The organism is Caballeronia sp. 11_S32, assembly GCF_056930355.1.
On the sequence record NZ_JBXOWH010000003.1, the window covers coordinates 1,961,960 to 1,984,059 of the forward strand.

General features: G+C 64.0%; 16 protein-coding genes and 3 tRNA genes. 7 read left to right on the forward strand and 12 right to left on the reverse strand.

All coding sequences use genetic code 11. The features are described 5' to 3' along the window. Positions 1–7 precede the first annotated feature (7 nt). Complete coding sequence (locus AC1Z32_RS20780) at positions 8–1,579, forward strand: NAD(P)H-hydrate dehydratase (protein WP_483481701.1); 1,572 nt, start codon at positions 8–10, stop codon at positions 1,577–1,579. 192 nt (positions 1,580–1,771) lie between these two features. Beyond that, a complete protein-coding gene (gene pgi / locus AC1Z32_RS20785) occupies positions 1,772–3,406 on the forward strand; it encodes a glucose-6-phosphate isomerase (protein ID WP_483480366.1) in 1,635 nt (544 codons plus the stop codon). A gap of 50 nt (positions 3,407–3,456) precedes the next feature. On the opposite strand, the gene AC1Z32_RS20790 is transcribed toward pgi, so the two are convergent. After that, a complete protein-coding gene (locus AC1Z32_RS20790) occupies positions 3,457–4,275 on the reverse strand; it encodes an ABC transporter ATP-binding protein (protein ID WP_483481702.1) in 819 nt (272 codons plus the stop codon). Between AC1Z32_RS20790 and AC1Z32_RS20795 the strand changes: the two genes are divergently transcribed. Both AC1Z32_RS20795 and AC1Z32_RS20800 read left to right on the forward strand, forming a co-directional pair. Next, on the forward strand, positions 4,157–4,828 hold the full coding sequence (locus tag AC1Z32_RS20795; RefSeq protein WP_483480367.1) for an arylesterase: 672 nt from the start codon (positions 4,157–4,159) through the stop codon (positions 4,826–4,828). The two genes, AC1Z32_RS20790 and AC1Z32_RS20795, sit on opposite strands and share 119 nt — an antisense overlap. A 124-nt stretch (positions 4,829–4,952) precedes the next feature. Further along, positions 4,953–5,294 (forward strand): hypothetical protein, encoded by a 342-nt coding sequence (locus AC1Z32_RS20800; protein ID WP_483480368.1) that lies wholly within the window; start codon positions 4,953–4,955, stop codon positions 5,292–5,294. A 102-nt stretch (positions 5,295–5,396) separates the two neighbouring features. Here AC1Z32_RS20800 and AC1Z32_RS20805 read toward each other — a convergent pair whose 3' ends face one another. The 8 genes from AC1Z32_RS20805 to tig all read right to left on the reverse strand — a co-directional run bounded on the left by AC1Z32_RS20805 (position 5,397) and on the right by tig (position 14,624). Beyond that, entirely contained in the window at positions 5,397–7,319 is a 1,923-nt protein-coding gene (locus AC1Z32_RS20805) for a SurA N-terminal domain-containing protein (RefSeq protein ID WP_483480369.1), read from the reverse strand. A 332-nt stretch (positions 7,320–7,651) separates the two neighbouring features. Next, a tRNA-Asp gene (locus AC1Z32_RS20810) sits at positions 7,652–7,728 on the reverse strand. A 26-nt stretch (positions 7,729–7,754) separates the two neighbouring features. Then, positions 7,755–7,830 (reverse strand) — tRNA-Val (locus AC1Z32_RS20815). Positions 7,831–7,908: 78 nt separating this feature from the next. Further along, entirely contained in the window at positions 7,909–8,202 is a 294-nt protein-coding gene (locus tag AC1Z32_RS20820; protein WP_483481703.1) for an HU family DNA-binding protein, read from the reverse strand. Between the two features lie 226 nt (positions 8,203–8,428). Beyond that, on the reverse strand, positions 8,429–10,852 hold the full coding sequence (lon, locus tag AC1Z32_RS20825; protein WP_483480370.1) for an endopeptidase La: 2,424 nt from the start codon (positions 10,850–10,852) through the stop codon (positions 8,429–8,431). 186 nt (positions 10,853–11,038) lie between these two features. Beyond that, positions 11,039–12,310 (reverse strand): ATP-dependent Clp protease ATP-binding subunit ClpX, encoded by a 1,272-nt coding sequence (gene clpX / locus AC1Z32_RS20830; RefSeq protein WP_008349753.1) that lies wholly within the window; start codon positions 12,308–12,310, stop codon positions 11,039–11,041. 174 nt (positions 12,311–12,484) lie between these two features. Beyond that, positions 12,485–13,138 (reverse strand): ATP-dependent Clp endopeptidase proteolytic subunit ClpP, encoded by a 654-nt coding sequence (clpP, locus tag AC1Z32_RS20835; protein WP_008349755.1) that lies wholly within the window; start codon positions 13,136–13,138, stop codon positions 12,485–12,487. A 139-nt stretch (positions 13,139–13,277) separates the two neighbouring features. Continuing rightward, the gene (gene tig / locus AC1Z32_RS20840; RefSeq protein ID WP_483481704.1) at positions 13,278–14,624 is read right to left on the reverse strand and encodes a trigger factor; all 1,347 of its coding nucleotides are present in this window, start codon (positions 14,622–14,624) and stop codon (positions 13,278–13,280) included. A gap of 526 nt (positions 14,625–15,150) precedes the next feature. Here tig and AC1Z32_RS20845 point away from each other — a divergent pair. Beyond that, positions 15,151–16,299 carry a glycerate kinase gene (locus AC1Z32_RS20845; protein ID WP_483480371.1) on the forward strand — a complete coding sequence of 383 codons (1,149 nt, stop codon included), beginning with the start codon at positions 15,151–15,153 and terminating at the stop codon, positions 16,297–16,299. Between the two features lie 25 nt (positions 16,300–16,324). Here AC1Z32_RS20845 and AC1Z32_RS20850 read toward each other — a convergent pair whose 3' ends face one another. The 3 genes from AC1Z32_RS20850 to AC1Z32_RS20860 all read right to left on the reverse strand — a co-directional run bounded on the left by AC1Z32_RS20850 (position 16,325) and on the right by AC1Z32_RS20860 (position 20,668). Then, positions 16,325–17,755 carry a PepSY-associated TM helix domain-containing protein gene (locus tag AC1Z32_RS20850; protein ID WP_483480372.1) on the reverse strand — a complete coding sequence of 477 codons (1,431 nt, stop codon included), beginning with the start codon at positions 17,753–17,755 and terminating at the stop codon, positions 16,325–16,327. Positions 17,756–17,795: 40 nt separating this feature from the next. After that, positions 17,796–20,168 (reverse strand): TonB-dependent receptor, encoded by a 2,373-nt coding sequence (locus AC1Z32_RS20855; RefSeq protein WP_483480373.1) that lies wholly within the window; start codon positions 20,166–20,168, stop codon positions 17,796–17,798. 89 nt (positions 20,169–20,257) lie between these two features. Continuing rightward, a complete protein-coding gene (locus AC1Z32_RS20860; RefSeq protein ID WP_483480374.1) occupies positions 20,258–20,668 on the reverse strand; it encodes a DUF2946 domain-containing protein in 411 nt (136 codons plus the stop codon). 232 nt (positions 20,669–20,900) lie between these two features. Here AC1Z32_RS20860 and AC1Z32_RS20865 point away from each other — a divergent pair. Together AC1Z32_RS20865 and AC1Z32_RS20870 are read left to right on the forward strand one after the other, a co-directional pair. Next, positions 20,901–20,987, forward strand: a tRNA-Leu gene (locus tag AC1Z32_RS20865). A gap of 268 nt (positions 20,988–21,255) precedes the next feature. Then, positions 21,256–22,098 (forward strand): squalene/phytoene synthase family protein, encoded by an 843-nt coding sequence (locus AC1Z32_RS20870; protein WP_483480375.1) that lies wholly within the window; start codon positions 21,256–21,258, stop codon positions 22,096–22,098. The last annotated feature ends 2 nt before the right edge of the window (positions 22,099–22,100 follow it).

Consider the following 22,100-nt stretch of genomic DNA (forward strand, 5'->3'; position numbering starts at 1 on the left):
CGCCGCCATGACCGCTGCCCGCTCCCCCTACTTCACCCCCAAAGACGATCCGCTCGCGCTCCTGACCTTGGCCGAGCTGCGCACGCTCGAAGCGCGCGCCGCCGCCGCGCTGCCGCCGCACACGCTGATGGCGCGCGCGGGCGCGGCCGCGGCCCAATGCCTCATCGATCTGTTCGAGCACGATCCCGACTCGCGCGCGCGGCCCGTGTGGCTCGTGGCCGGCCCCGGCAACAACGGCGGCGACGCGCTCGTGATGGCCGAGCGCCTGCATCGCGCGGGCATCGCGGTGCGGGTGTGCATGCCCGTCGAGGTCAGGCCCGACGATGCGCGCTGGGCGCTCGAAACGGCGCGCGCGGCGGGCGTGCCGATCGACGCCCAGCCGCCCGCATCGTTCGACGGCTTTGGCTGGCTCGTCGACGGCATGTTCGGCATCGGTCTCACGCGGCCGCTCGAAGGCGTGTTCGCGGAGATCGCCGCACGCATGACGCGCCGTTCGCGCCAGGCGCACGACGGCGGCCGCGTGCTCGCGCTCGATGTCCCGAGCGGCCTGAACAGCGACACCGGCGCGCCCGTGAGCGGCGGCGAGGCGGTGCGCGCGACGGACACCATCACCTTCATCGGCGCGAAGCCGGGGCATTTCACGTCGCAAGGCCGCGATCTGACGGGACGTCTCTTCGTCGCGACGATCGAGGTGGAGACGAGCGTCGCGCCGTCGATCGTGCTCAATGCGCCCGCGCTCTTTGGCGCGTGCATGCCGCCGCGCGACAACGCGACCAACAAGGGCACGTTCGGCTCGCTCGCGGTGATCGGCGGCGACACGGGCATGTGCGGCGCGCCGATCCTCGCGGCGCGCATGGCGCTCTACGGCGGCGCGGGCAAGGTGCATGTCGCGTTTCTCGGCGACGGCTTTCCGCCTTACGACGCACCGCATCCCGAACTGATGCTGCATCGCGCCGACGGCTTCGCGCTCGACAAGATGGACGCGCTGTCGATCGGCTGCGGCATGGGCACGAGCGAGCACGCGAAGAACGTGCTCGCAGGCGTGCTCAAGCTCGATGTCCCCAAGCTGCTCGATGCCGACGCGCTCAATCTCGTCGCACAGGACGACGCGCTCGCGTCCGCCGTGGCGGCGCGCGGCGCACAAGGCGATCCGTGCATCCTGACGCCGCATCCGCTCGAAGCCGCGCGGCTGCTGCAAACCGACGCGAAAGCGGTTCAGGCCGATCGCATCGCCGCCGCGCGCCAACTGGCCGCGCGCTATGCGTCGATCGCGGTGGTCAAAGGCTCGGGCACGGTGATCGCGTCGCCGGACGGCCGCGTCGCCGTGAATCCGACCGGCAACGCCGGACTCGCGTCGGGCGGCACCGGCGACGTGCTCGGCGGATTGATCGGAGCATTGCTCGCGCAGAAGCTGCCCGCCTACGAAGCCGCGCTCGCCGGCGTGTATCTGCACGGACTCGCCGCGCAGACGCTCACCGATGACGGCATCGGCCCGGCGGGATTGACCGCGGGCGAACTCGCGCCGGCGGTGCGCGGTCTCATCAACCGCCGTTTCTACGCGGAGCACGCGCGAAGCTGAGCGCGATCGCGCGCCTCGCCTATCGACGTAACGCTTTGCAAGCATCCGTTCATGCATCGTCGCTATACTCTTTTTTGATTCGGGCAACCGCGGCGTGTTTAGTCGCGTTCACCAAACACGACACGCACAGGCAAGCCGGGCCGCAATCGCACGAACGTATTCCTCTGTCACTCTCAGACTAACGGACCGCTCATGACCCAAACCTCGATGCTCAATTCGCTTCCTGCCTGGTCGGCGCTCCAGTCGCACTACGATGCCATCTCCGGCGAGCGCCTGCGCGACTGGTTCGCGCCGCAAAACGACACCACGCCCACGCGCGCCGAACGCCTGACCTTCGAAGGCGGCGGCCTTTCGATCGACTTCTCGAAGAACCGCGTCAAGGACGAAACCCTCAAGCTGCTCGTCGAGGTCGCGCAGCAGGCCGGCGTCACCGAACGCCGCGACGCGATGTTCCGCGGCGACATCGTCAATATCACGGAGCATCGCGCGGTGCTCCATACCGCGCTGCGCGCACAATCGCCCGACGCGCCCTTTTACGAACAAGTGCAAAAGGAAAAGGCCAGGATGGCCGCCTTCTCCGATCGCGTGCGCGACGGCTCGTGGACGGGCTACACCGGCAAGCGCATCCGTCATGTGGTGAACATCGGCATCGGCGGCTCGGATCTCGGGCCGAAGATGGTTGTGCACGCGCTGCATCATCTGGCGTCGAAGGAACTCGATACGCACTTCGTATCGAACGTCGACGGCGCCGATCTCTGGAACGTCCTTCAGCAAGTCGACGCCGAGGAGACACTCGCGATCGTCGTCTCAAAGACCTTCACGACGCTCGAGACCATGACCAATGCGCATTCGATGCGCGACTGGTTCCTCAAGTCCGGCTGCCCCGAAGATCAACTGTCGAAGCATTTCGTCGGCGTGTCGGCGAATCCGGAGGAAGTGGTCAAGTTCGGCATTGCGAAGGAAAACGTCTTCGAAATGTGGGATTGGGTCGGCGGCCGCTATTCGTTGTGGTCGGCGGTCGGGTTGTCGATCATGCTTTCGGTCGGTCCGAAGAACTTCGATGCGCTCCTGCAAGGCGCGGCCGCGATGGACGAGCACTTCCGCACGGCGCCGCTCGACCGGAACCTGCCGGTGCTGATAGGCATGATCGGCATCTGGTATCGCAACTTCTTCGGCTCGCAGAGCGATCTGGTCGCGCCGTATTCGCAGGCGCTGCACTATCTGCCTTCGTATCTCCAGCAACTGGAGATGGAAAGCAACGGCAAGTCCGCGCGGCTCGACGGCAAGATGGTCGACTATCCGACCGCGGCCGTGATCTGGGGCGAGCCCGGCACGAACGGCCAGCACGCGTTCTTTCAGATGCTGCATCAGGGGCCGACGCTCATTCCGATCGACTTCATCGCCGTGCTGACGCCGGAGCATCCTCTCGTCGATCATCACGCCAAGCTGCTCGCCAACTGCTTCGCGCAAAGCGAGGCGCTGATGCTCGGCCGCACGCTCGAAGAGGCGAAGAAAGTGGCGGGCCCGGGCAAGGAGGAACTCGCGACGCATCTGAGCTTCCCCGGCAATCGTCCGACCACGACGATCATGCTCGATGCGCTCACGCCGCAAACGCTCGGCGCGCTCATCGCGTTGTATGAGCACAAGGTGCTCGTGCAGGGCACCGTGTGGGACGTCAACTCGTTCGATCAGTGGGGCGTCGAGCTCGGCAAGATTCTCGGCAAGGTCGTCGAGGCCGATATCACCGCCGCGAGCGTCGATGCAGCCAAGCATGATTCGTCGACATCGGCGTTGATCGCGCGTGCGCGCAAGGCTTTGAAGCGCTGAGGCCCGCGTTGAGGCATGCGGCCCGCAGCGCATTCGCGTTGCGGGCTTCTTTACACGCTCAGGCCGTTGACGAGCCGTCCCGCTTCGATCGTCACCGTGGCGTCGCAGCGCTCGGCGAGTTCCGCATCGTGCGTGACGAGCACGAGCGTCGCGCCGTTGCGGCGGTTCATCTCGAACATCAGATCGATGATCGCGTAGCCTGTGGCGGCATCGAGACTGCCGGTGGGCTCGTCGGCGAAGAGCACGGCGGGATGCGTGACGAACGCGCGCGCGAGCGCGACGCGCTGTTGCTCACCGCCGGACAGCAGCTTGGGATAATGGCCCGTGCGCTGGGACAGCCCGACCTGATCGAGCAGCGACCGGGCACGCGCCGCGATCTCGCTGTGCGGCATCTCGGCGCGCAGTTCGAGCGGCAGCATGACGTTTTCGAGCGCGGTCAGATGCGGCATCAACTGGAACGACTGGAACACGAAGCCGACAGCGCCGCTTCTGAGCGCGGCGCGCTCGTCTTCGTTCAACGTGGACAGTTCCTTGCCGAGCAGACGAACCGAGCCCTCGCTCGCGCTGTCCAAACCGGCGAGCAGGCCGAGCAAGGTCGATTTCCCCGAGCCCGATGCGCCGACGATCGCCACGCTGCTGCCCTTCGCGATCGACAGATCGATCTGATCGAGAATCGTGAGCTCGCCCGTTGCGTCCTTCACCCGCTTGCTTAATCCCCGTACTTCGATGACCGGCTCGATATTGTTTTGCATGGACACCTTGAAAATGAACTGGCGCGGCTTGCTTCCCGCGATCGCGCTGATGGCGACATGTTCCGCGACTGCACACGCCGCCGAAGCCCAGGCGGCAACGCAAGCGAAGCCCGCGATCGTCGTGCTGGGCGATAGCCTGTCGGCCGAATACGGCCTGCCGCGCGATACCGGCTGGGTCAATCTGTTGCGCGAGCGGCTGGCAAAGGAGCGTTTCGATTATAGCGTCGCCAATTCGAGCATCAGCGGAGACACCACGAGCGGTGGACGCGCACGCCTGACGGCGGTCCTCGCACGTATCAAGCCCGCGGTTGTGATCGTCGAGCTCGGCGCGAACGATGCACTGCGCGGCGTGCCGCTCGCGACGACAGAGACGAATCTGCGCGGCATCGTCGATGCATCGCAGGCCGCGCATGCGAAGGTTTTACTCATCGGCATGTATGTTCCGCCCAATTACGGCCCGGACTATACGCAAAAGTTCCACGCCGTCTACGAGCGCATCGCGAAGGACAAGAACGTGCCGCTCGTGCCTTTCCTGCTTGCGGGTATCGCCGACAAACCGTCGATGTTCCAGGCGGACCAGATTCATCCGACGGTGCAGGCGCAGCCCTTGCTATTGGATAACGTCTGGCCAACCTTGAAACCCTTGCTGGGCGCCAGCGCCGCGCATTGAAGACGACGCCGGCCGCGACAGCTTTCCCTATCCACGCGGAACACGGCCAGGATTCAGATATCTGAGATTTTCGCGTAGCTCTTATAACCCGCTCGTCGTGTGAGCGACCTTACAAGGAGGTCACGTGAAACTTATCCCCCTTCTCGCCATGACCGTTGCGTTCTCGGCCTGTGCCGCGCAGCCGCCCGCCGGGGTGCAGCAAGTCGGCACGAGCCAGAAAGCCCCGAAGCTCGTAGCGCAATGCGTCGCCCAGAAGTGGGCCGACAAGTCTCAACAGCAAGTCGTGTCGCAGAACACACTCGCGAACGATCAGGCGGCCGATGTATACGTTCCCGGCCAGCAGCCGCCGACCGGCGCGGCGGCGATCATCCGTCCCGCACCGTCGGGTTCGGGTACGTGGGTTGGTTTCCGCGCCTCGGGCGCTGCCGGCAGCCAGGCCACCGGCGATATTCAGGCGTGCCTGTAAGCGCTTCTCGCATGCTTCGTTGCTGCGTGGTGGCTGCATAGCCAAACAAAAGCCCCGCCTTCTTTCGGAAGCGGGGCTTTTTTGTGACGTCAGCGCGGAAGATCAGTTCGACGACGGCGTCGGCGCCTGACTCAGCTTGACCTTGGAGCGCGCCTTCAACGAGTCGATATACGCTTCCATTTCCGCTTGCGCATAGACTTGCGCGACCTGCTGCTGCGCGCCCGCGAGGCGGTCGGCCGCGACCGGCGCCGCTTTCTCGATGCCGTTCACGCGATAGATGGCATAGCCGCCCGCGCCGAGATCCACGCCGACATAGGCCGGCAGCTTCGACGCGTCCGCCTTGAAGATCGCGCTCAGCGCGGCAGGCGGCAAGCCCTGCGCGTCGTTGCGCGACACCGTGACGGGCGACGTGAAGCCATCGGTCGACTTCGACTTCTGCAGGTCGGCGAGCTTCGCCTCACCTTCCTTCTTCGCCATCGACGCGGCCATCTCGGCGATCACCTTCTTGCGCACATCGTCCTTGACCGCGTCGAACGCGGGCACGGTCGAAGCCTTGTAGTCGGTCACGCGCGCGGCGATCAGCGTGTTATTGCCGACATCCGTAGCTTGCGTGTTGTTGCGGTCCTTCACCGAATCCGGCGCGAACACGCCCGCAAGGAACTTCGGATTGTTGAGCGGATTGTCCTGCGGCAGTTGCGGGTTCGGCTTCGGACCGATCGTCGCGGTCTGGATCGCCAGCTTGTACTTGTCCGCCGCGGGTTGCAGCGACTTCGACTTTTCGTAGACGAGATCGGTGAAGCCCTGCGCCTCGTCGGCAAAACCCTTTGTGCCTTGCTGCGCGGCATAGTCCTTCGCGATCGCGTCCTTCACTTCATCGAACGGCTTCGTGACGGACGGCTTCACGTCGGTCGCCTGGATGATGTGATAGCCGAAATCCGATTCGACGATATTGCTCACCTCGCCCTTCTTCAGGCCGAACGCGGCGTCGTCGAAAGCTTTGCCGCCCGCGATCTGGCCGTGCGCGAAGTAGCCGAGATCGCCGCCCTTGCTCGCGGAGCCGGGATCGTCCGAACTCTTCTGCGCGATCTGCGCGAACTGATCCGGATGCGCCTTGACTTGCGCGAGCAGTTCCTCGGCCTTCTGCTTCGCCTTCGCCTTGTCGGCCGCGCTCGCGTCCTTCGGCGCGTTCACGAGAATGTGACTCGCGCGCACTTCCGCTTCCGTGCGATAGCGCTGGATGTTGTCGTCGTAGTACTTCTTGAGATCGGCGTCGCTCGGCTTCGATGCCGCGGCGATCGTCGACGGCGACAGCACAAGGTACTGGATCGTGGCCGTTTCGGGTGTCGCGAAGTCCTTGCGGTGCGCTTCGTAATAGGCGCTCAGTTGCGCGTCGGTCGGCTGGATCTTCGCAAGGTAGTCAGCCGTGCGCAGCGACAGTCCTTGCACCGAGCGCTTCTGTTCAGCGAGTTCCGTCAGGCTCTGCGCGAGCGACTTCGACGTGAACGACGTCGACTGGATGCTGCCCGGAATCTGCTCGGTGGCGATCGTATAGCGCATGCGCTCGTCGTATTGCGCGGGCGTCATGCCCTGCATCGCGAGGAGTTGCTTGTAGCGGTCGAGGTCGATCGTGCCGTCGGGCTTTTTCAGCGACGAGATCACCGGATCGGAGAGCAATGCGCGGCGCACAGCGTCGTCCGATGCGGTCAGATGCAGGCGCTGCGTTTCGTCGGCCATTGCGCGCTGCTGCACGAGGCTGTCGACCATTGCGGCGCGCGTCTCCGGCGTGTCGAACATCTTGGCGTCGAACTGCGAACCGAGCATCGAGCGGGCACGGTCCACTTGCTGCCTGAAGGCGCTGTCGAATTCGGCGCGCGTGATCTTGTGACCGTTCACGCTGGCGACGTAAGAACTCTCGTCAAAGTAATTGCTGAAACCCTGAATCCCGACCATGCCCAGTCCGGGCACGATGATCAGGATCAGCAAGGCCATCATCAGGCGCTGGTGATTTCGGAAGAAGTCGAGCATGCGTAGCGCTGCGTTGTCAGAACAAAACGCTCGATATTACAACAGTGGCGAAGGAAAAGGCGAAAGGCGGCAGGCGAATGGTTTTTCGGGCAGATCGCATGTGTGGGAAGCACTCCTCCGGACGACGCAATTTCCCCTATATATCAACCATTTAACCTTGGATTGGGTCAATTTGCGCAATGCGTGTCACGCACGCGCCGCGCTTCGCCGCCATGCAAGCGACGATGTATGCGCCACCGATCCTTAGCACTCTTGATCGAAGACCTGAAGCATGACGCAAAACAAAAAAGTCCCGTGAGCCATGCGGCTTACGGGACTTTCCTGTTTGATTCTGGCGGAGCGGACGGGACTCGAACCCGCGACCCCCGGCGTGACAGGCCGGTATTCTAACCAACTGAACTACCGCTCCTGGGTAGCGCGCAATGAACTGAGACCTGGTGGGTGCTGAGAGGCTCGAACTCCCGACCTACGCCTTGTAAGGGCGCCGCTCTACCAACTGAGCTAAGCACCCGGTCCGCAAATTCACTCGGTTTGCGCTGCGCTGAATTCAACGGCTTCGTGTTGCGAAGCGCTGTATCCAGCGAGTCCGCTAGTTTAGCGCATCCTTCAGCGCTTTGCCAGGGCGAAATTTGGGGACTTTCGCGGCCTCGATCTTGATCGCATCGCCGGTGCGCGGATTGCGGCCCGTGCGCGCGATGCGCTTGCCCACAGCAAACGTGCCGAAGCCGACGAGCGTCACCGTGCCGCCCTTCTTCAGCGTCGCGCGCACGCCGCCGATGACCGCGTCGAGCGCGCGGCCGGCGGCTGCCTTGGAAATATCGGCCTGCAGCGCGATATGGTCGATCAGTTCCGTCTTGTTCATTGTGTTCCCCGAATCTGTGATGGCACGTTGTAATCGATCTGGTTCTGCATCGAAGCGAATGGCATCCCGATATTGTCGGATGCGGCGCTCATTTAACTTAGCCGAAACAGGCGTGTCAACGGGGGTTCAGCCTGATCCGGCGCGGTTTTGGGGGCAATTAGAAGACCTCTTCGAAAACGCAATGCGCAAAAAGAAAAACCCGCGGGGATGAACCCGCGGGTTTTAGCTTCACACACGAAACACGCGCTTAGTGCTTCACAAAGTCGCCCGAAGCCGGCGTGTCCTTCTGCGCTTCCGCGCCGACCGGTGTGGCCTTGGCTTCGTCTTCCGGCAGCGCTTCCGGCGTGCGTTCCAGCGCCAGTTCCAGCACGCGATCGATCCAGCGAACCGGCACGATCTCGATGGCGTTCTTCACGTTGTCGGGGATGTCGGCCAGATCCTTGGTGTTTTCCTCGGGGATCAGCACGAGCTTGATGCCGCCGCGATGCGCCGCCAGCAGCTTCTCCTTCAACCCGCCGATCGGCAGCACTTCGCCGCGCAGCGTGATTTCGCCCGTCATCGCGACATCCGCGCGAACCGGGATGCCCGTCAGCACCGACACCAGCGCCGTGGTCATCGCGATACCGGCGGACGGACCGTCCTTCGGTGTCGCGCCTTCCGGCACGTGGATATGGATGTCCTTCTTCTCGAAGGACTCATCCGTGATGCCGAGACGCCGCGAGCGCGAACGCACCACCGAGCGCGCCGCTTCGACGGATTCCTTCATCACGTCGCCGAGCGAACCCGTGCGGATCACGCCGCCCTTGCCGGGCATCACCGCCGCTTCGATCGTCAGCAGATCGCCGCCCACTTCCGTCCACGCGAGACCCGTGACCTGACCGATCTGGTTTTCCTTCGCAGCCAGACCGAAGTCGTACTTGCGCACGCCGAGGAAGGTGTCGAGGTTGGAACCGTCTACCTTCACCGCGCCTTCCGCCTTCTTCAGCAGCAGCATCTTCACGACCTTGCGGCAGATCTTCGAGATTTCACGCTCGAGCGAACGCACGCCGGCTTCACGCGTGTAGTAGCGAATGATGTCGCGGATGGCTTGCTCCGTGACTTCGATCTCGCCGTCCTTCAGACCGTTGTTGCGCTTTTGCTTCGGCAACAGGTAACGCTGCGCGATGCTGACCTTCTCGTCTTCCGTGTAGCCCGACAGGCGGATGACTTCCATCCGGTCGAGCAGCGGCGGCGGAATGTTCAGCGAGTTCGAAGTCGCGACGAACATCACGTCCGACAGATCGAAGTCCACTTCGATGTAGTGGTCCGCGAACGTGTGGTTCTGCTCCGGATCGAGCACTTCGAGCAGCGCGGAAGCCGGATCGCCGCGGAAATCCATGCCCATCTTGTCGACTTCGTCGAGCAGGAAGAGCGGATTGCGCACGCCGACTTTCGCGAGGCTCTGCAGGATCTTGCCGGGCATCGAACCGATATACGTGCGACGGTGGCCGCGAATCTCGGACTCGTCATGCACGCCGCCCAACGCCATGCGCACGAACTTGCGGTTCGTCGCGCGCGCGATCGACTGGCCGAGCGAGGTCTTGCCGACGCCCGGAGGCCCGACGAGGCAGAGGATCGGCGCCTTCACCTTCTCGACGCGTTGCTGGACCGCGAGATACTCGAGAATGCGTTCCTTCACCTTCTCGAGACCGAAGTGGTCTTCGTCGAGCACGCGCTCGGCGTTCGAGAGGTCGTTGTTGACCTTGCTCTTCTTGCGCCACGGCAAGCCGATCAGCGTGTCGATGTAGTTGCGCACGACGGTCGCTTCCGCGGACATCGGCGACATGAGCTTCAGCTTCTTGAGCTCGGCATCGGCCTTCTTCTTGGCTTCCTTCGGCATGCGCGCGGCGGTGATGCGCTTCTCGAGTTCTTCGAGATCCGCGCCCTCTTCGCCTTCGCCCAGTTCCTTCTGGATGGCCTTGACCTGTTCGTTCAGGTAGTACTCGCGCTGGCTCTTTTCCATCTGGCGCTTCACGCGGCCACGAATGCGCTTTTCGACCTGGAGGATGTCGATTTCGGCTTCGAGCTGGGCGAGCAAGTGCTCAAGACGCTCGATGACAGGGAACATCTCGAGGATGTGCTGCTTTTGATCGAGCTTGAGCGGCAAGTGCGCGGCGATGGTATCGGCAAGACGACCCGCTTCATCGATGCCCGACAGCGACGTCAGGATCTCCGGCGGAATCTTCTTGTTGAGCTTCACGTACTGATCGAACTGCGAGACGATCGCGCGGCGCAGCGCTTCGGTTTCCGCGCTGTCGGCGTGATCGGGCTCGAGCGGCATCACGTCGCACGAGAATTGCGTTTCCTGCTCTTCGATCGAGAGCGTTTTCGCGCGCTGCAAGCCTTCGACGAGCACTTTCACCGTGCCGTCAGGCAGCTTCAGCATTTGCAGGATGTTGGCGACACATCCCACTTCGTACATGTCCTTTTCGGTCGGCTCGTCTTTCGCCGCCGTTTTCTGGGCGACGAGCATGATGTGCTTGCCGCCTTCCATCGCGGCTTCGAGGGCCTTGATCGACTTGGGCCGCCCGACGAAGAGCGGAATCACCATATGCGGGAAAACGACTACGTCGCGCAGCGGGAGCAGCGGCAGCGTAATGCGTTCCTGCGGGAGGAGTTGGGTTCCTGACATTTCATTTCCCCATGAGTGGAATCAGTTCAGTCGTAAGTAAGGCCGTTCAGAGCTATTGCAAGCCTTTATCGGAAGGGAAAAGTCGTTAGTCAAAGATCGCGTCAGTAACGTCCACAAGATAAACCGACAAAAATAAAAGGCCGTTCACGTCGCCATGAACGGCCTTTCGCCGACACACAGCCTGCTTCAGTTCGATCCTGCTACTTTCGGTGCGTCTTCGTAGATGAGCAGCGGCTTGCCGTCGCCGTCGATCGTGTTGTCGTCGACGATCACCTTCGAAACGCCCTTCATGGTCGGCAGTTCGTACATCACGTCGAGCAACGCCTGTTCCAGAATCGAACGCAGGCCGCGCGCGCCGGTCTTGCGGCGAATCGCTTTCTGCGCGATGGCCTGCAGCGCGGCCGGACGAATTTCCAGTTCAACGCGTTCCATCGCGAAGAGCTTGTGATACTGCTTCACGAGCGCATTCTTCGGTTCGATCAGAATCTTCACGAGCGCGGCTTCGTCGAGCTTGCCGAGCGTCGCCACGACGGGCAGACGGCCGATCAGTTCCGGAATCAGACCGAACTTGATCAGATCTTCCGGCTCGACTTCGCGCAGCACTTCGCCCGCATCACGGTCCTGCTTGCTCTTCACGCTCGCGCCGAAACCGATACCAGTTTTCTCGGTGCGATCGGTGATGACTTTTTCCAGCCCGTCGAACGCGCCGCCGCAGACGAACAGGATGTTGGTCGTGTCGACCTGGATGAAATCCTGATTCGGATGCTTGCGTCCGCCTTGCGGCGGCACCGACGCCATCGTGCCTTCGATCAGCTTGAGCAATGCCTGCTGCACACCCTCGCCCGACACGTCGCGCGTGATGGACGGGTTGTCCGACTTGCGGCTGATCTTGTCGATTTCGTCGATGTAAACGATTCCGCGCTGCGCCTTGTCGACTTCGTAGTTGCAGTTCTGCAGCAGCTTCTGGATGATGTTCTCGACGTCCTCGCCGACATAACCCGCTTCGGTCAGCGTCGTGGCGTCCGCGATCACGAACGGCACGTTCAGCATGCGTGCGAGCGTCTGCGCGAGCAGCGTCTTGCCCGAGCCGGTTGGCCCGATCAAGAGAATGTTGCTCTTCGACAGCTCGATGTCGTCCTTCTTGTCGAGATGCTTGAGCCGCTTGTAATGGTTGTACACGGCCACCGCGAGAATCTTCTTCGCGCGTTCCTGGCCGATCACGTACTGATTGAGGATATCGCTGATTTCCTGCGGGCTCGGCAGGTCGGACTTGGTCAGCCCGGCCTCTTCCGCCGCGCCGGCTGCTTCGTCGCGAATGATCTCGTTGCACAGGTCGATACATTCATCGCAGATGAACACCGACGGCCCAGCGATGAGTTTTTTCACCTCATGCTGGCTTTTGCCGCAGAACGAGCAATACAGCAGCTTTTCGCTGCTGGAACCTTTTTTGTCCGCCATAAATGTGTAAGCCTCCGGACACTCTTGTTACATGATACGCCCTTCGATTCGCCCACGCAGATTCACACCCGCGAGGACGAACGAAGCGCGTTTTGGCGTTGGGCCGCATGCGCGACTTCGCACTCTTGGCCGGCTCCGTCTCCGAGGACCGGCGCGGCGCCGCTCCGGACGCCTTCAGGGACGCTTGTGAAGCACCTGGTCGACGAGGCCGTAAGCCTGCGCATCGTCGCCCGACATGAAGTTGTCGCGATCGGTGTCGCGCGCGATGCGCTCGACCGGCTGACCCGTGTGATGCGACAGCAGCTGATTCAAACGCTCCTTCAGGTACAGGATTTCCCGCGCCTGGATCTCGATGTCCGATGCCTGACCGCGTGCGCCGCCGAGCGGCTGGTGGATCATCACGCGCGCGTTCGGCAGCGCGACGCGCTTGCCTTTCGCGCCCGCCGCCAGCAGGAACGCGCCCATGCTTGCGGCGAGCCCCATGCACAGCGTCGAAACGTCCGGTTTCACGAACTGCATCGTGTCGTAGATCGCCATGCCAGCCGAGACCGAACCGCCCGGGCTGTTGATGTACAGGCTGATGTCCTTGTCCGGGTTCTCGCTTTCGAGGAACAACAACTGCGCGACGACGAGATTCGCCGACTGGTCGTTCACTTCGCCGACGAGAAACACCACGCGCTCCTTGAGGAGGCGCGAGTAAATGTCATAGGCACGCTCGCCGCGGCCGCTCGTTTCCACGACCATCGGAACGAGGCCGAGCGCCTGGGCTTCGAAATCCCGCGGTGCGTGGGACGCCAACGTGTCGAGCAATTCAGCGCGAAAGGTCATGCAATTTCCTTGTTCGGAATAGGGATACTGAACGACAAAGGAACATCCACTAAAACGGCATGCAAACGCCCAAACTTTAATGCAAAAAAGGCGTGCGAGCCGTCAGTCCGACGACTCCGCACGCCCCTTGCCTAACGCGTCAGGCTTGCGCCGTTGCGCTGGCCAGTTCCTCGAAGCTGACTTCCTTGTCGGTCACCTTGGCCTTGCCCAGGACGAAATCGACGACGTTGCTTTCCACGACGTACGCTTCCATCTCGGCGAGGCGCTGCTGGTTCGAATAATACCAGCGGACGACTTCCTTCGGGTCTTCGTAGCTCTTGGCGAATTCGTCCACTTCAGCACGGATCTGCTCGGGCTTCGCCTGCAGTTCGTTGGCCTTCACGAGTTCAGCCAGCACGAGGCCCAGCTTGACGCGGCGCTCGGCCTGCTCGGCGAACATTTCGGCCGGGATCGGCGCGTCGGCGGCGTTCGGCACGCCGCGCTGCTGCAGGTCCTGGCGAGCCATTTCGACGAGGCGCTGCTGATCCTGCTCGATCAGCGCCTTCGGCACGTCCAGTTCCGAGATCTTGAGGAGCGCGTCCATGACCTGGTTCTTCACGATCTGCTGCGTGCGGCGCTTCGCTTCACGCTCAAGGTTGTCCTTGATCTCGGTGCGCATCTTCGTGAGGTCGCCGTCTTCGATGCCGAGCGACTTCGCGAAGTCCGCGTTGATTTCCGGCAGATGCGGCCACTCGACCTTCTTGATGGTGATCGTGAATTGCGCCGTCTTTCCCGCCACGTCCTTGCCGTGGTAGTCCTCGGGGAACTTGAGGTCGAATTCGCGCGATTCGCCGGCCTTCAGGCCCGTCGCGGCTTGCTCGAATTCCGGCAGCATGCGGCCTTCGCCCAGCACGAACGCGAAGTCCTGTGCGCTGCCGCCTTCGAACGCGACGTCGTCGATCTTGCCGACGAAGTCGAGCGTCACGCGGTCGCCGTCCTTGGCCGCGGCTTGCTCGCCGCCGTCGCCGTGCTCACCGGCTTCGCCACGCGAGTGGAAGTGCACGCGCTGCTTGCGCAGGATATCCAGCGTGCGGTCGACTTCGGCTTCGGAGATGGTCGTGACCGTGCGTTCGATTTCAGCGGTCGCCACGTCGCCCAGTTGCACTTCGGGATAGACCTCGAAGGTCGCGTCGAACGCGTACTGGTCTTCCGTGCCTTCCGACTTCGGCGCGAAGCTCGGCTGGCCCGCGACGCGCAGGTTTTCGGCGCGCGTGACGTCGAAGAATTCCTTGCCGACCTTGTCGCTCAGCACTTCTGCCTCGACCTGGCCGCCGTACTGCTGCGTCACCATCTTGAGCGGCACCTTGCCCGGGCGGAAACCCGGCATGCGCACGTTCTTGGCCAGCTGGCGGATACGCGAATCCACTTCTTTCTGCACCGTGTCTTTCGGCAGGGAAATCGTCACGCGGCGTTCGAGCTTGCCGAGGTTCTCAACTACGTTAGCCATGGCTGAAATCGTCCTAGAGTAAATCGTAAATTCGGTGTTCGGTTCTTCCGCGGTTCTTAAGGCGCGGGTCCGGATGCGGGCTCTGCGCGAGCCGGCCGAAATCGACGCCTGGCGCCACAAGACGCGCAAGACGCGCCTCGCGGGAGTGCCCGGCCGTCGCCCGACACGGTGTCAGTCAACAGAGCCAAGCATTTTAGCAAACAATTCCGGCCGGTCTGTCCGACGAATTCATGAACATGGCGTTTCGGCCGGATTTGCCCCGAAAAGTGCCTGTTTTCCATGCGGATTTCGGCGTAAGTCCGCGTTTTCCCGACGCGCCCGCGCGCGCACAATTCCCGCTATCGGCACGCCGCTATTTTGCGTCGCGCGCCGCGCTGATAAGCTTGCCGGCGCATGTTTCACGCGACGAAGCCGCCGGCCGCGCAGTGCATTGCCGCAGCGCATGAAGCGCATGCAGCAAGTGCATAGATGGAGCCTCGCCGCGGCTTTTCAATCGCTCCTTCCACACCAGAACATTCGAGACACCATGCCTAACGCCACGTCTGCTGCTCCAGTAGTTGTCATCGCTCCCGATTCCTTCAAGGGCTCGCTTTCCGCGGAAGGCGTCGCGAACGCCATCGCGGAAGGCATCAGGCGCGCGCGGCCGGACGCCGATATCCGCATCCGCCCGATGGCCGACGGCGGCGAAGGCACGCTCGACGCAATGCTCTCGGCGGGCGGCGAGCGCCGCATGCTCAACGTGCGCGGCGCGGCCGCCGCGCGCCGGGATGCCGCGACGGGACTGCTCGCCGATGGCGGCGCGATCATCGAGACGGCGGAGGTCGTCGGCATCACGGATCCGGACGGCATGGCCGTGCCCGTCACCGAGCGCAGCACGCTCGGCATGGGCGAGGCGATTCGCGCGCTGCTCGATTCGGGCGCGCGCAAGTTCTATGTCGCGCTCGGCGGCAGCAGCACGAACGACGGCGGCGCGGGCCTGCTCGTCGGTCTCGGACTGAGGCTGTTCGATGCGGACGGCAAGGAACTGGAGCCGGTGCCTTCGGCGCTCGCGCGAATCGCGCGCATCGATGCGTCCGGGCTCGATCCGCGCGTGAAGGAAGCGGAGTTCGTCGGCATGTCGGACGTCGACAATCCGCTCACGGGCGACCACGGCGCGACCGCCATCTTCGGTCCGCAAAAAGGCGTGACACCGGAGCAGGTGGCGTCGATCGACGCGGTGCTCGCCCATTTCGCCGATGTGCTCGAACCCGCCATGGGCGTCGTCAAGCGCAACGAACCCGGCGCGGGCGCGGCGGGCGGGCTGGGCTTCGCGCTGCACATGCTCGGCGCGCGCTTCGAGACGGGCGCGGAAGTGGTCGCGCGCGAGATCGGGCTCGACGCCGCGCTCGAAGGGGCGAACTGGCTCATCACGGGCGAAGGCCGCTCGGACGTGCAGACGCTGCACGGCAAGGCGCCCTTCATCGCCTGCAAGCATGCGCGCGACGCGGGCGTGCCGGCGTCGCTCTTGTCGGGCGCCGTCGATTCGGCCGCGCTGCCGCGCCTCTCCGAGTTCTTCAGCGGCTGCTTCTCGCCCGCGCCCGGCCCGATCACGCTCGACGTCGCGATCCGCGATGCCGCGCGGCTGCTCGAGAACGAAGCCGAGCAGCTCACGCGCCTGAAGTTCGGCTCGAAGTAATTCCAGGAAGACGCGCGCGGATGCCTCAGGCCGCCGCGCGCTTGCCGCCGAACGCGAGCCGGTCGAGGCACCAGACGGCGAGCATCGTCGCGCCCATCAGCGGGAAAATCACGCCGAGGAAGGTTAGGCCGCCGCGCCACGCGCGCATCGGCGGACGCTTGACCGGGCGTGCCGGGGCGCCTAGTTCACGCGCGGGCCGGCGCTTCATCCACATGATGAAGCCCGAGACCGACAGCGCCGCGAGCCCGAGCGAGATCGCCGAGCAGACGATCTGGTTCGCAAGCCCGAAGTAGCGCCCCATGTGCAGCGACGTGCCATACGAGATCCATTGCGCGACGGGTCCGTAGCTCGCGTAGTCGATGTCGGAGAGCACGCGGCCGCTGTATTGGTCGACGTGCAGCGTGCGCTCGGCGCGCGGATCGGCGGGGAAATACGACACGGTGTAGACGCCCGTAGGCTTATCGGGAAGCGCGATGCCGTAGTCGTCGGTGACGCCGTGCTTCGCGGCAAGCGCGACGACATCGTCGATCGACACTCGCGCTCCCGCTGCCGCCGTACTTGCGCTGTCCGGCACCGTCGTGGCGCCGACGGCCCACGGCGTCTGATGCAGCGGCAAATCGTCCATCTTCATGTGCATCGCGTGTTCATTCGCGTCTTTCGACGGAGCGCCGGGCGCCGTCGAATGCACATGCGCCTCGCCCCACGCGCCCTTCGGATAACCGAGCGACGCCGATGTCGCCAGCGCCTTGAACTGCTTGCCCCACGATCCCGACCACGGCAGCCCGGACAGCACGAAGAAGAGCGCGCCGATGGCGAGCCAGATGCCGCCGACCGCATGCAGATCGCGCCACCACGCGCGCCCCTGCAGCGACAGACGCGGCAGCCACACCCCGCCCTGTCTCGCGTTCGCGCGATTCGGCCACCACAGCGCGACGCCCGTGCCGATCATCACGAGCGTCCAGCAGCCCGCGAGCTCCATCAGCAGCTCGCCGGTCTTGCCGAGCATCAGCCCGCGATGCAGATTGCGGATCTGCTTCATCAGCCGATGTTCGACGGAGAGCGTGCCGAGCACGGCGCCATCGTAGGGATTCACATACACGCTTTCGCTCTCGCCCGAAGGCAGCCGAAAGACGAACTCGGCGCTGCGCGTGCGATCGGCATCGATTTGCGCGAGCGTCGGCACGGCGCCGCGCGGCTCGCTCGCGGCGGCCTTCGCGAGCAGCACGTCGCGCGGAAGTCGCGGACCGTGCGTATCCGCGACGATCATCCTGTCGCGATACAGCAGCGGCTCGATTTGCGGCTGAAAGCAGTAGATCGTGCCCGTGATGGCGAGCACGATGAGGAGCGGCATCACGAAGAGCCCCGCATAGAAATGCCAGCGCCAGAGCGTGCGTCGATGCGCGATGACCTCCGCGTTCGACGTTGCCGCTGCCGTGTTCGAGTTGGGTGCAAGCATGGCGATTCTCGTTGAGTGTGTGTGTTTCAGTTGAAGTGCATCAGATGCCGATGCGTCCTTCGAGATAGAACGTGCGTCCCGCATACGGGTGGAACACGTAGTAGCGCTTGTCGAACATGTTGTCGACGCCGACGCCCAGTTCGGTTCGCTTCGTCGGCTTCCAGGTGAACTTCGCGTCGACGACCGCGTAGGTGCTCGCGCCGCCGTATGTGTTCGGATTCACATCGGTGTTCGTGAGCGTGTTGTATTGCCGGCCCGAATAACGTACCGCGAGCGTCGTGGCCGTATTCCCCGGCGTGTGATACGTCGCCGCCACATTCGCGCGCCACAGCGGAATGCGATAGAAGTACTTCCCCACCGACGCCGGATTGTTGCTGTTCGCGAGGATCTTCGATTGCGTGTACGCGGCATTCGCGATGAGATCGAGACCGCGCACGAGCACGTCCTGTCCTTCGTAGGCGAACTCGACGCCGCGCGAGCGCACCTTGTCGATGTTCTGGAAGTTCGTGATGTTGGGGATGACCGTCGTGTTGGTCTGGCTGAAGATCGTGTTCTTCACGTCGTCCTGAAAGAGCGTGAAGCGATACAGCCCGTTGCCGCGAACCCATTGCGCCGTGAGCTCCTTCGAGAGGTCGTCTTCGGGCTTCAGGTTCGGATTGTTGTTGACGATCGAGATGCCGTTGATCTGCCCTTGAAACAACTCGCCGACGGTCGGAAACCGGTACGCCCGCCCGATCGAAGCGCGCAGCGTCAGGTCCTGCGTGACATCGAACGACAGCGATGCTTTCGGCGACCAGTGACTCTCGCTCGCCTCCGCATACCCGAGCGCGGTCGACCCGACGGCGCGCGTGCCGTCGTACGCGTTCCAGTTCTCGTAGCGCACGCCGTACGTGAACGCCCAGCGCGGCAGAAAGCGCCACGCGTCCTGCGCATAGACCGCCTGCGTGCGCGTGCGTCCGCCGAACGAATTGGCGAAGGACACGCCGGGGCCGTCGCGCCACGCGTTGGTGTTCGACGTCACGTTGTCGAGAAAATAGTTGTCGTAGTGATAGCCGAACGACAGCGCGTGCGCGGCGAGACCCGAGCGCGCGGTCGGCGTCCAGCTCGTGCGCAGGTCGAGCGATTTCCAGCCCGAGCCGCTGCCGTCGGTGAGCGTGCCGGGGCCGTCGCCGGGCACGCCGGAGCTCGCCGTGCGCGCGAAGCTCTGCGTGATGTCGAAGTACGACGCGATCGCTTCCGCGTTCCAGCCCGTGTCGTTGTGCGTGCGCAGCGAAAGGCCATAGAGGAAGTTCTCGCTCGACCCCATGCTCGGCGCGAACGTCGCCGCCGGAATGATGTACTCGAATCCGCCGATGTTCACGCGCCCGCTGTACACCGGATTGCCGGCCGCGTCGCGCAGGAACGTCTGCGTGTCGCTGTTGTACTTCTGGTGCCAGTAGCCGAGCGTGAAACCTGCCTGCAGCGTGTCCGTCAGGTCGTACGCGAGCTTCACGCGCAACTGGTCCTGAAACGTGCGCTCGATGCCCTCGCTCGACGTGCCGAGCACCGCGGTGCGCGCATTGAATTGATCGTTGTAGAAGTACGCGCCGGTGACGGGCTTGTCGGCGGCGGTCGCGGGCGTCTTCGACTGCGCGAGCGTCGCGAACTGCAGCGGCTGTCCCGTGTTCTCGAGATGATCGACGCCGATCAGAAACGACAGCTTGCCAATGCGATCGCCGACTGTCGCCGTCGTGTTCGTGCCGTTGAAGTTGCGGTTCACGCCGAAGAGATCGAAGTGCTGCGTGAAGCCCTGCACTTTCGCGTCGGCTTCGAACTTCGTCGGCATGCGCGTCGTGATCGCGACCGTCGCGCCGATCGAGTTGCCCGGATAGAGCGCCGAGTACGGACCGTAGATGACATCGGTGCGCTCGATGTCGTCGGCGAAGACCATCGACCAGCGCGGCGCGAAGGTCCATGTGTTGCCGAGGAAGTTGCTGAGCAAGAGGCCGTCCGCATAGACGAGTCCGCGTGCCGTCTGCGAGTTGCTCGTGCCGCGAACGGCGATCGTCGCGTTCGGGTCCCCGATGAAGCGTTTTCGCACCGCCATGTTCGGCGCGTACTTGAGCACGTCTTCGGGCGTCGTCACGTTCCAGTACTGGAACTGGTCGGCGGTGACGGTATTGACGCTCGCGGGCAGATTCGGATCGAGCGACGACGCGCGCGGCGCCGCCTGCGCGGTGACGACGACCGGGGCGAGCGCGGCATCGGCCGGATCGGCGGACGTGCTGATTTCGGCTTGCGCCGATGGAGAGATGGGAGAGGCTGCGGCGGACAAGGCCGCATGCGCCATCAGCGATAGCGGCAGCCAGGCGCGCGCAGGCGCCACGGCACGGCGGCGCGAACGCCGTCGCGCTCGCGTTGTGAGCGTGAACATCGTGAATTCCTGAAAGATGACGGACGACCGCGCGCGCCGTCGCGCTCATGCGCGCGGCGAACGTCGAAGCGATCGGACGATGGACGGTTTCAGGAAAGGACGGGAGGCGCGCGCGGGCTCGCGGCGTTGAAGGACTTGGAAACGACGCTACCGATATCCGCGAAGGCCGGGACGCGTGTGACGCGCTCGATGCGCGCGACGTCATGCGCGGCGCCCGTGGCGATCGGCAGATTGTGCGCGAGCAGTCCGCAGTAAGAGCAGGCGTCGAAATGGCTCGCGGCGTCGTGATGGCCGGCGTGCGCGGTGTCTTCCTGCGCGGCGGCGTGGTGCCCTTCGTGCGCATCGGCCGCAGCCGTGCCGACGGCGCACAGGATCGCTTGCGGATCGTTCGCGGCATTGCGCGCGGCAAGCGTCTGACTGATGACCGGCGCGACAATGGCGAGCCACATGGCGGCGATGCCGAGCCATGCGACGAAGCGATTGCGCGCGTTGCGAGTCATGAGGGAAGTGCGTGACGAAGCGGAGGATGGAACGGAATTGTAGGCAGGCCCGCGAGATGCCGCAATCTCGCGGTTTGTAATGACCGGAATCGGAAATCTGACGCGCATGCCGTGTCCCGTTCGCCATGCTCCGGGCATCGACGCAATTTCGCAGACATCGCCAGACGAATCGGTTAGAATCTTCGGCTCCGCACATTGGACCGGTGCCGGACACGGCGGCACACGCCGTGCTGCGAGGATGGCGAAATTGGTAGACGCACCAGGTTTAGGTCCTGACGCCCGCAAGGGTGTGGGGGTTCGAGTCCCCCTCCTCGCACCACATCAAACCCCTTTCATCGGCAAAGGGGTTTTTTGTTTCGGCGGTTCGATCGTTGCACGCTCGATGCCGTCCGATTTCGAGCATCGCGATCTCGCAGCGCTCAGGCTTCAGTCAGCGAAGCCGCGCCCCGCCGGATAAAATGGGCGGCCACGCGCTCCGCGCAGATGCAACGCGCAGTCGCAACGCGCAGTCGCAACGCGCAGTCGCAAGACAAGAACAGGCAAGACCGGCCGCGACGCCCATCCTTCGAACCCCACAAGCTCCGTTCGTGAATTTCGACGACTATTGCCAACAAAAGGCCGCCCCCGATGGCTCCGGCACGTACTACGCGCTGCGGCGCGCGCCCGCTGCGAGCCAGCCGCTTCTGACCGCGCTCTACGCGCTCTATCGCGAGCTCGAGGAGACGGTGAAGGAAACCAGCGATCCGACGATCGGCCGCACCAAGCACGCGTGGTGGCAAGGCGAGCTCGGCCGGCTCGATGGCGGCGAGCCCACGCATCCGGTGACGAAGGCGTTGAAGGCACATGCCGGCGACGCCGCGCATCCCGTGCTCGACGATGCCGGGCGCGCGTCGCTCGCCGCGCTCGTCGATGGCTTCGGCATGGATCTGGATCAGGCGCGCTATCTCGATTGGCCCGGCTTCAGGCGCTACCTCGATCAGACCGGCGGCGCGTTCGCGACGGCCATCGCGCGGGCGAGCGCACGCGATCCGCAGCAGGCCGCCGCATGGGCCGCGCCGCTCGGCTCGGCGCTGTTGCTGGCCGAGCGCGTCCAGGAGATCGGCGACGATGCGCGCAATGGCCGCATCTATATTCCCATCGACGAGTTGCAGCGCTTCAGCGTGACGGCCGCGGATATCATCAATCGCAAGTACAGCGATGCATTCGGGGATCTCATGCGCTTTCAGACCGGCCGCGCGCGGCAGGCGCTCGACGATGCGCTCGCGGCCATGCCCGCTTCGGAACGCGCGACGCAACGCGTGCTGCGCGCGCAGGCCGCGCTTTCGCTCGCGCGGTTCGACGAGATCGAACGGGAAAACTTTCAGGTGCTGCATCAACGCATCTCGCTCACGCCGATCCGCAAGCTGTGGATCACGTGGAAGACGCGCTAGCG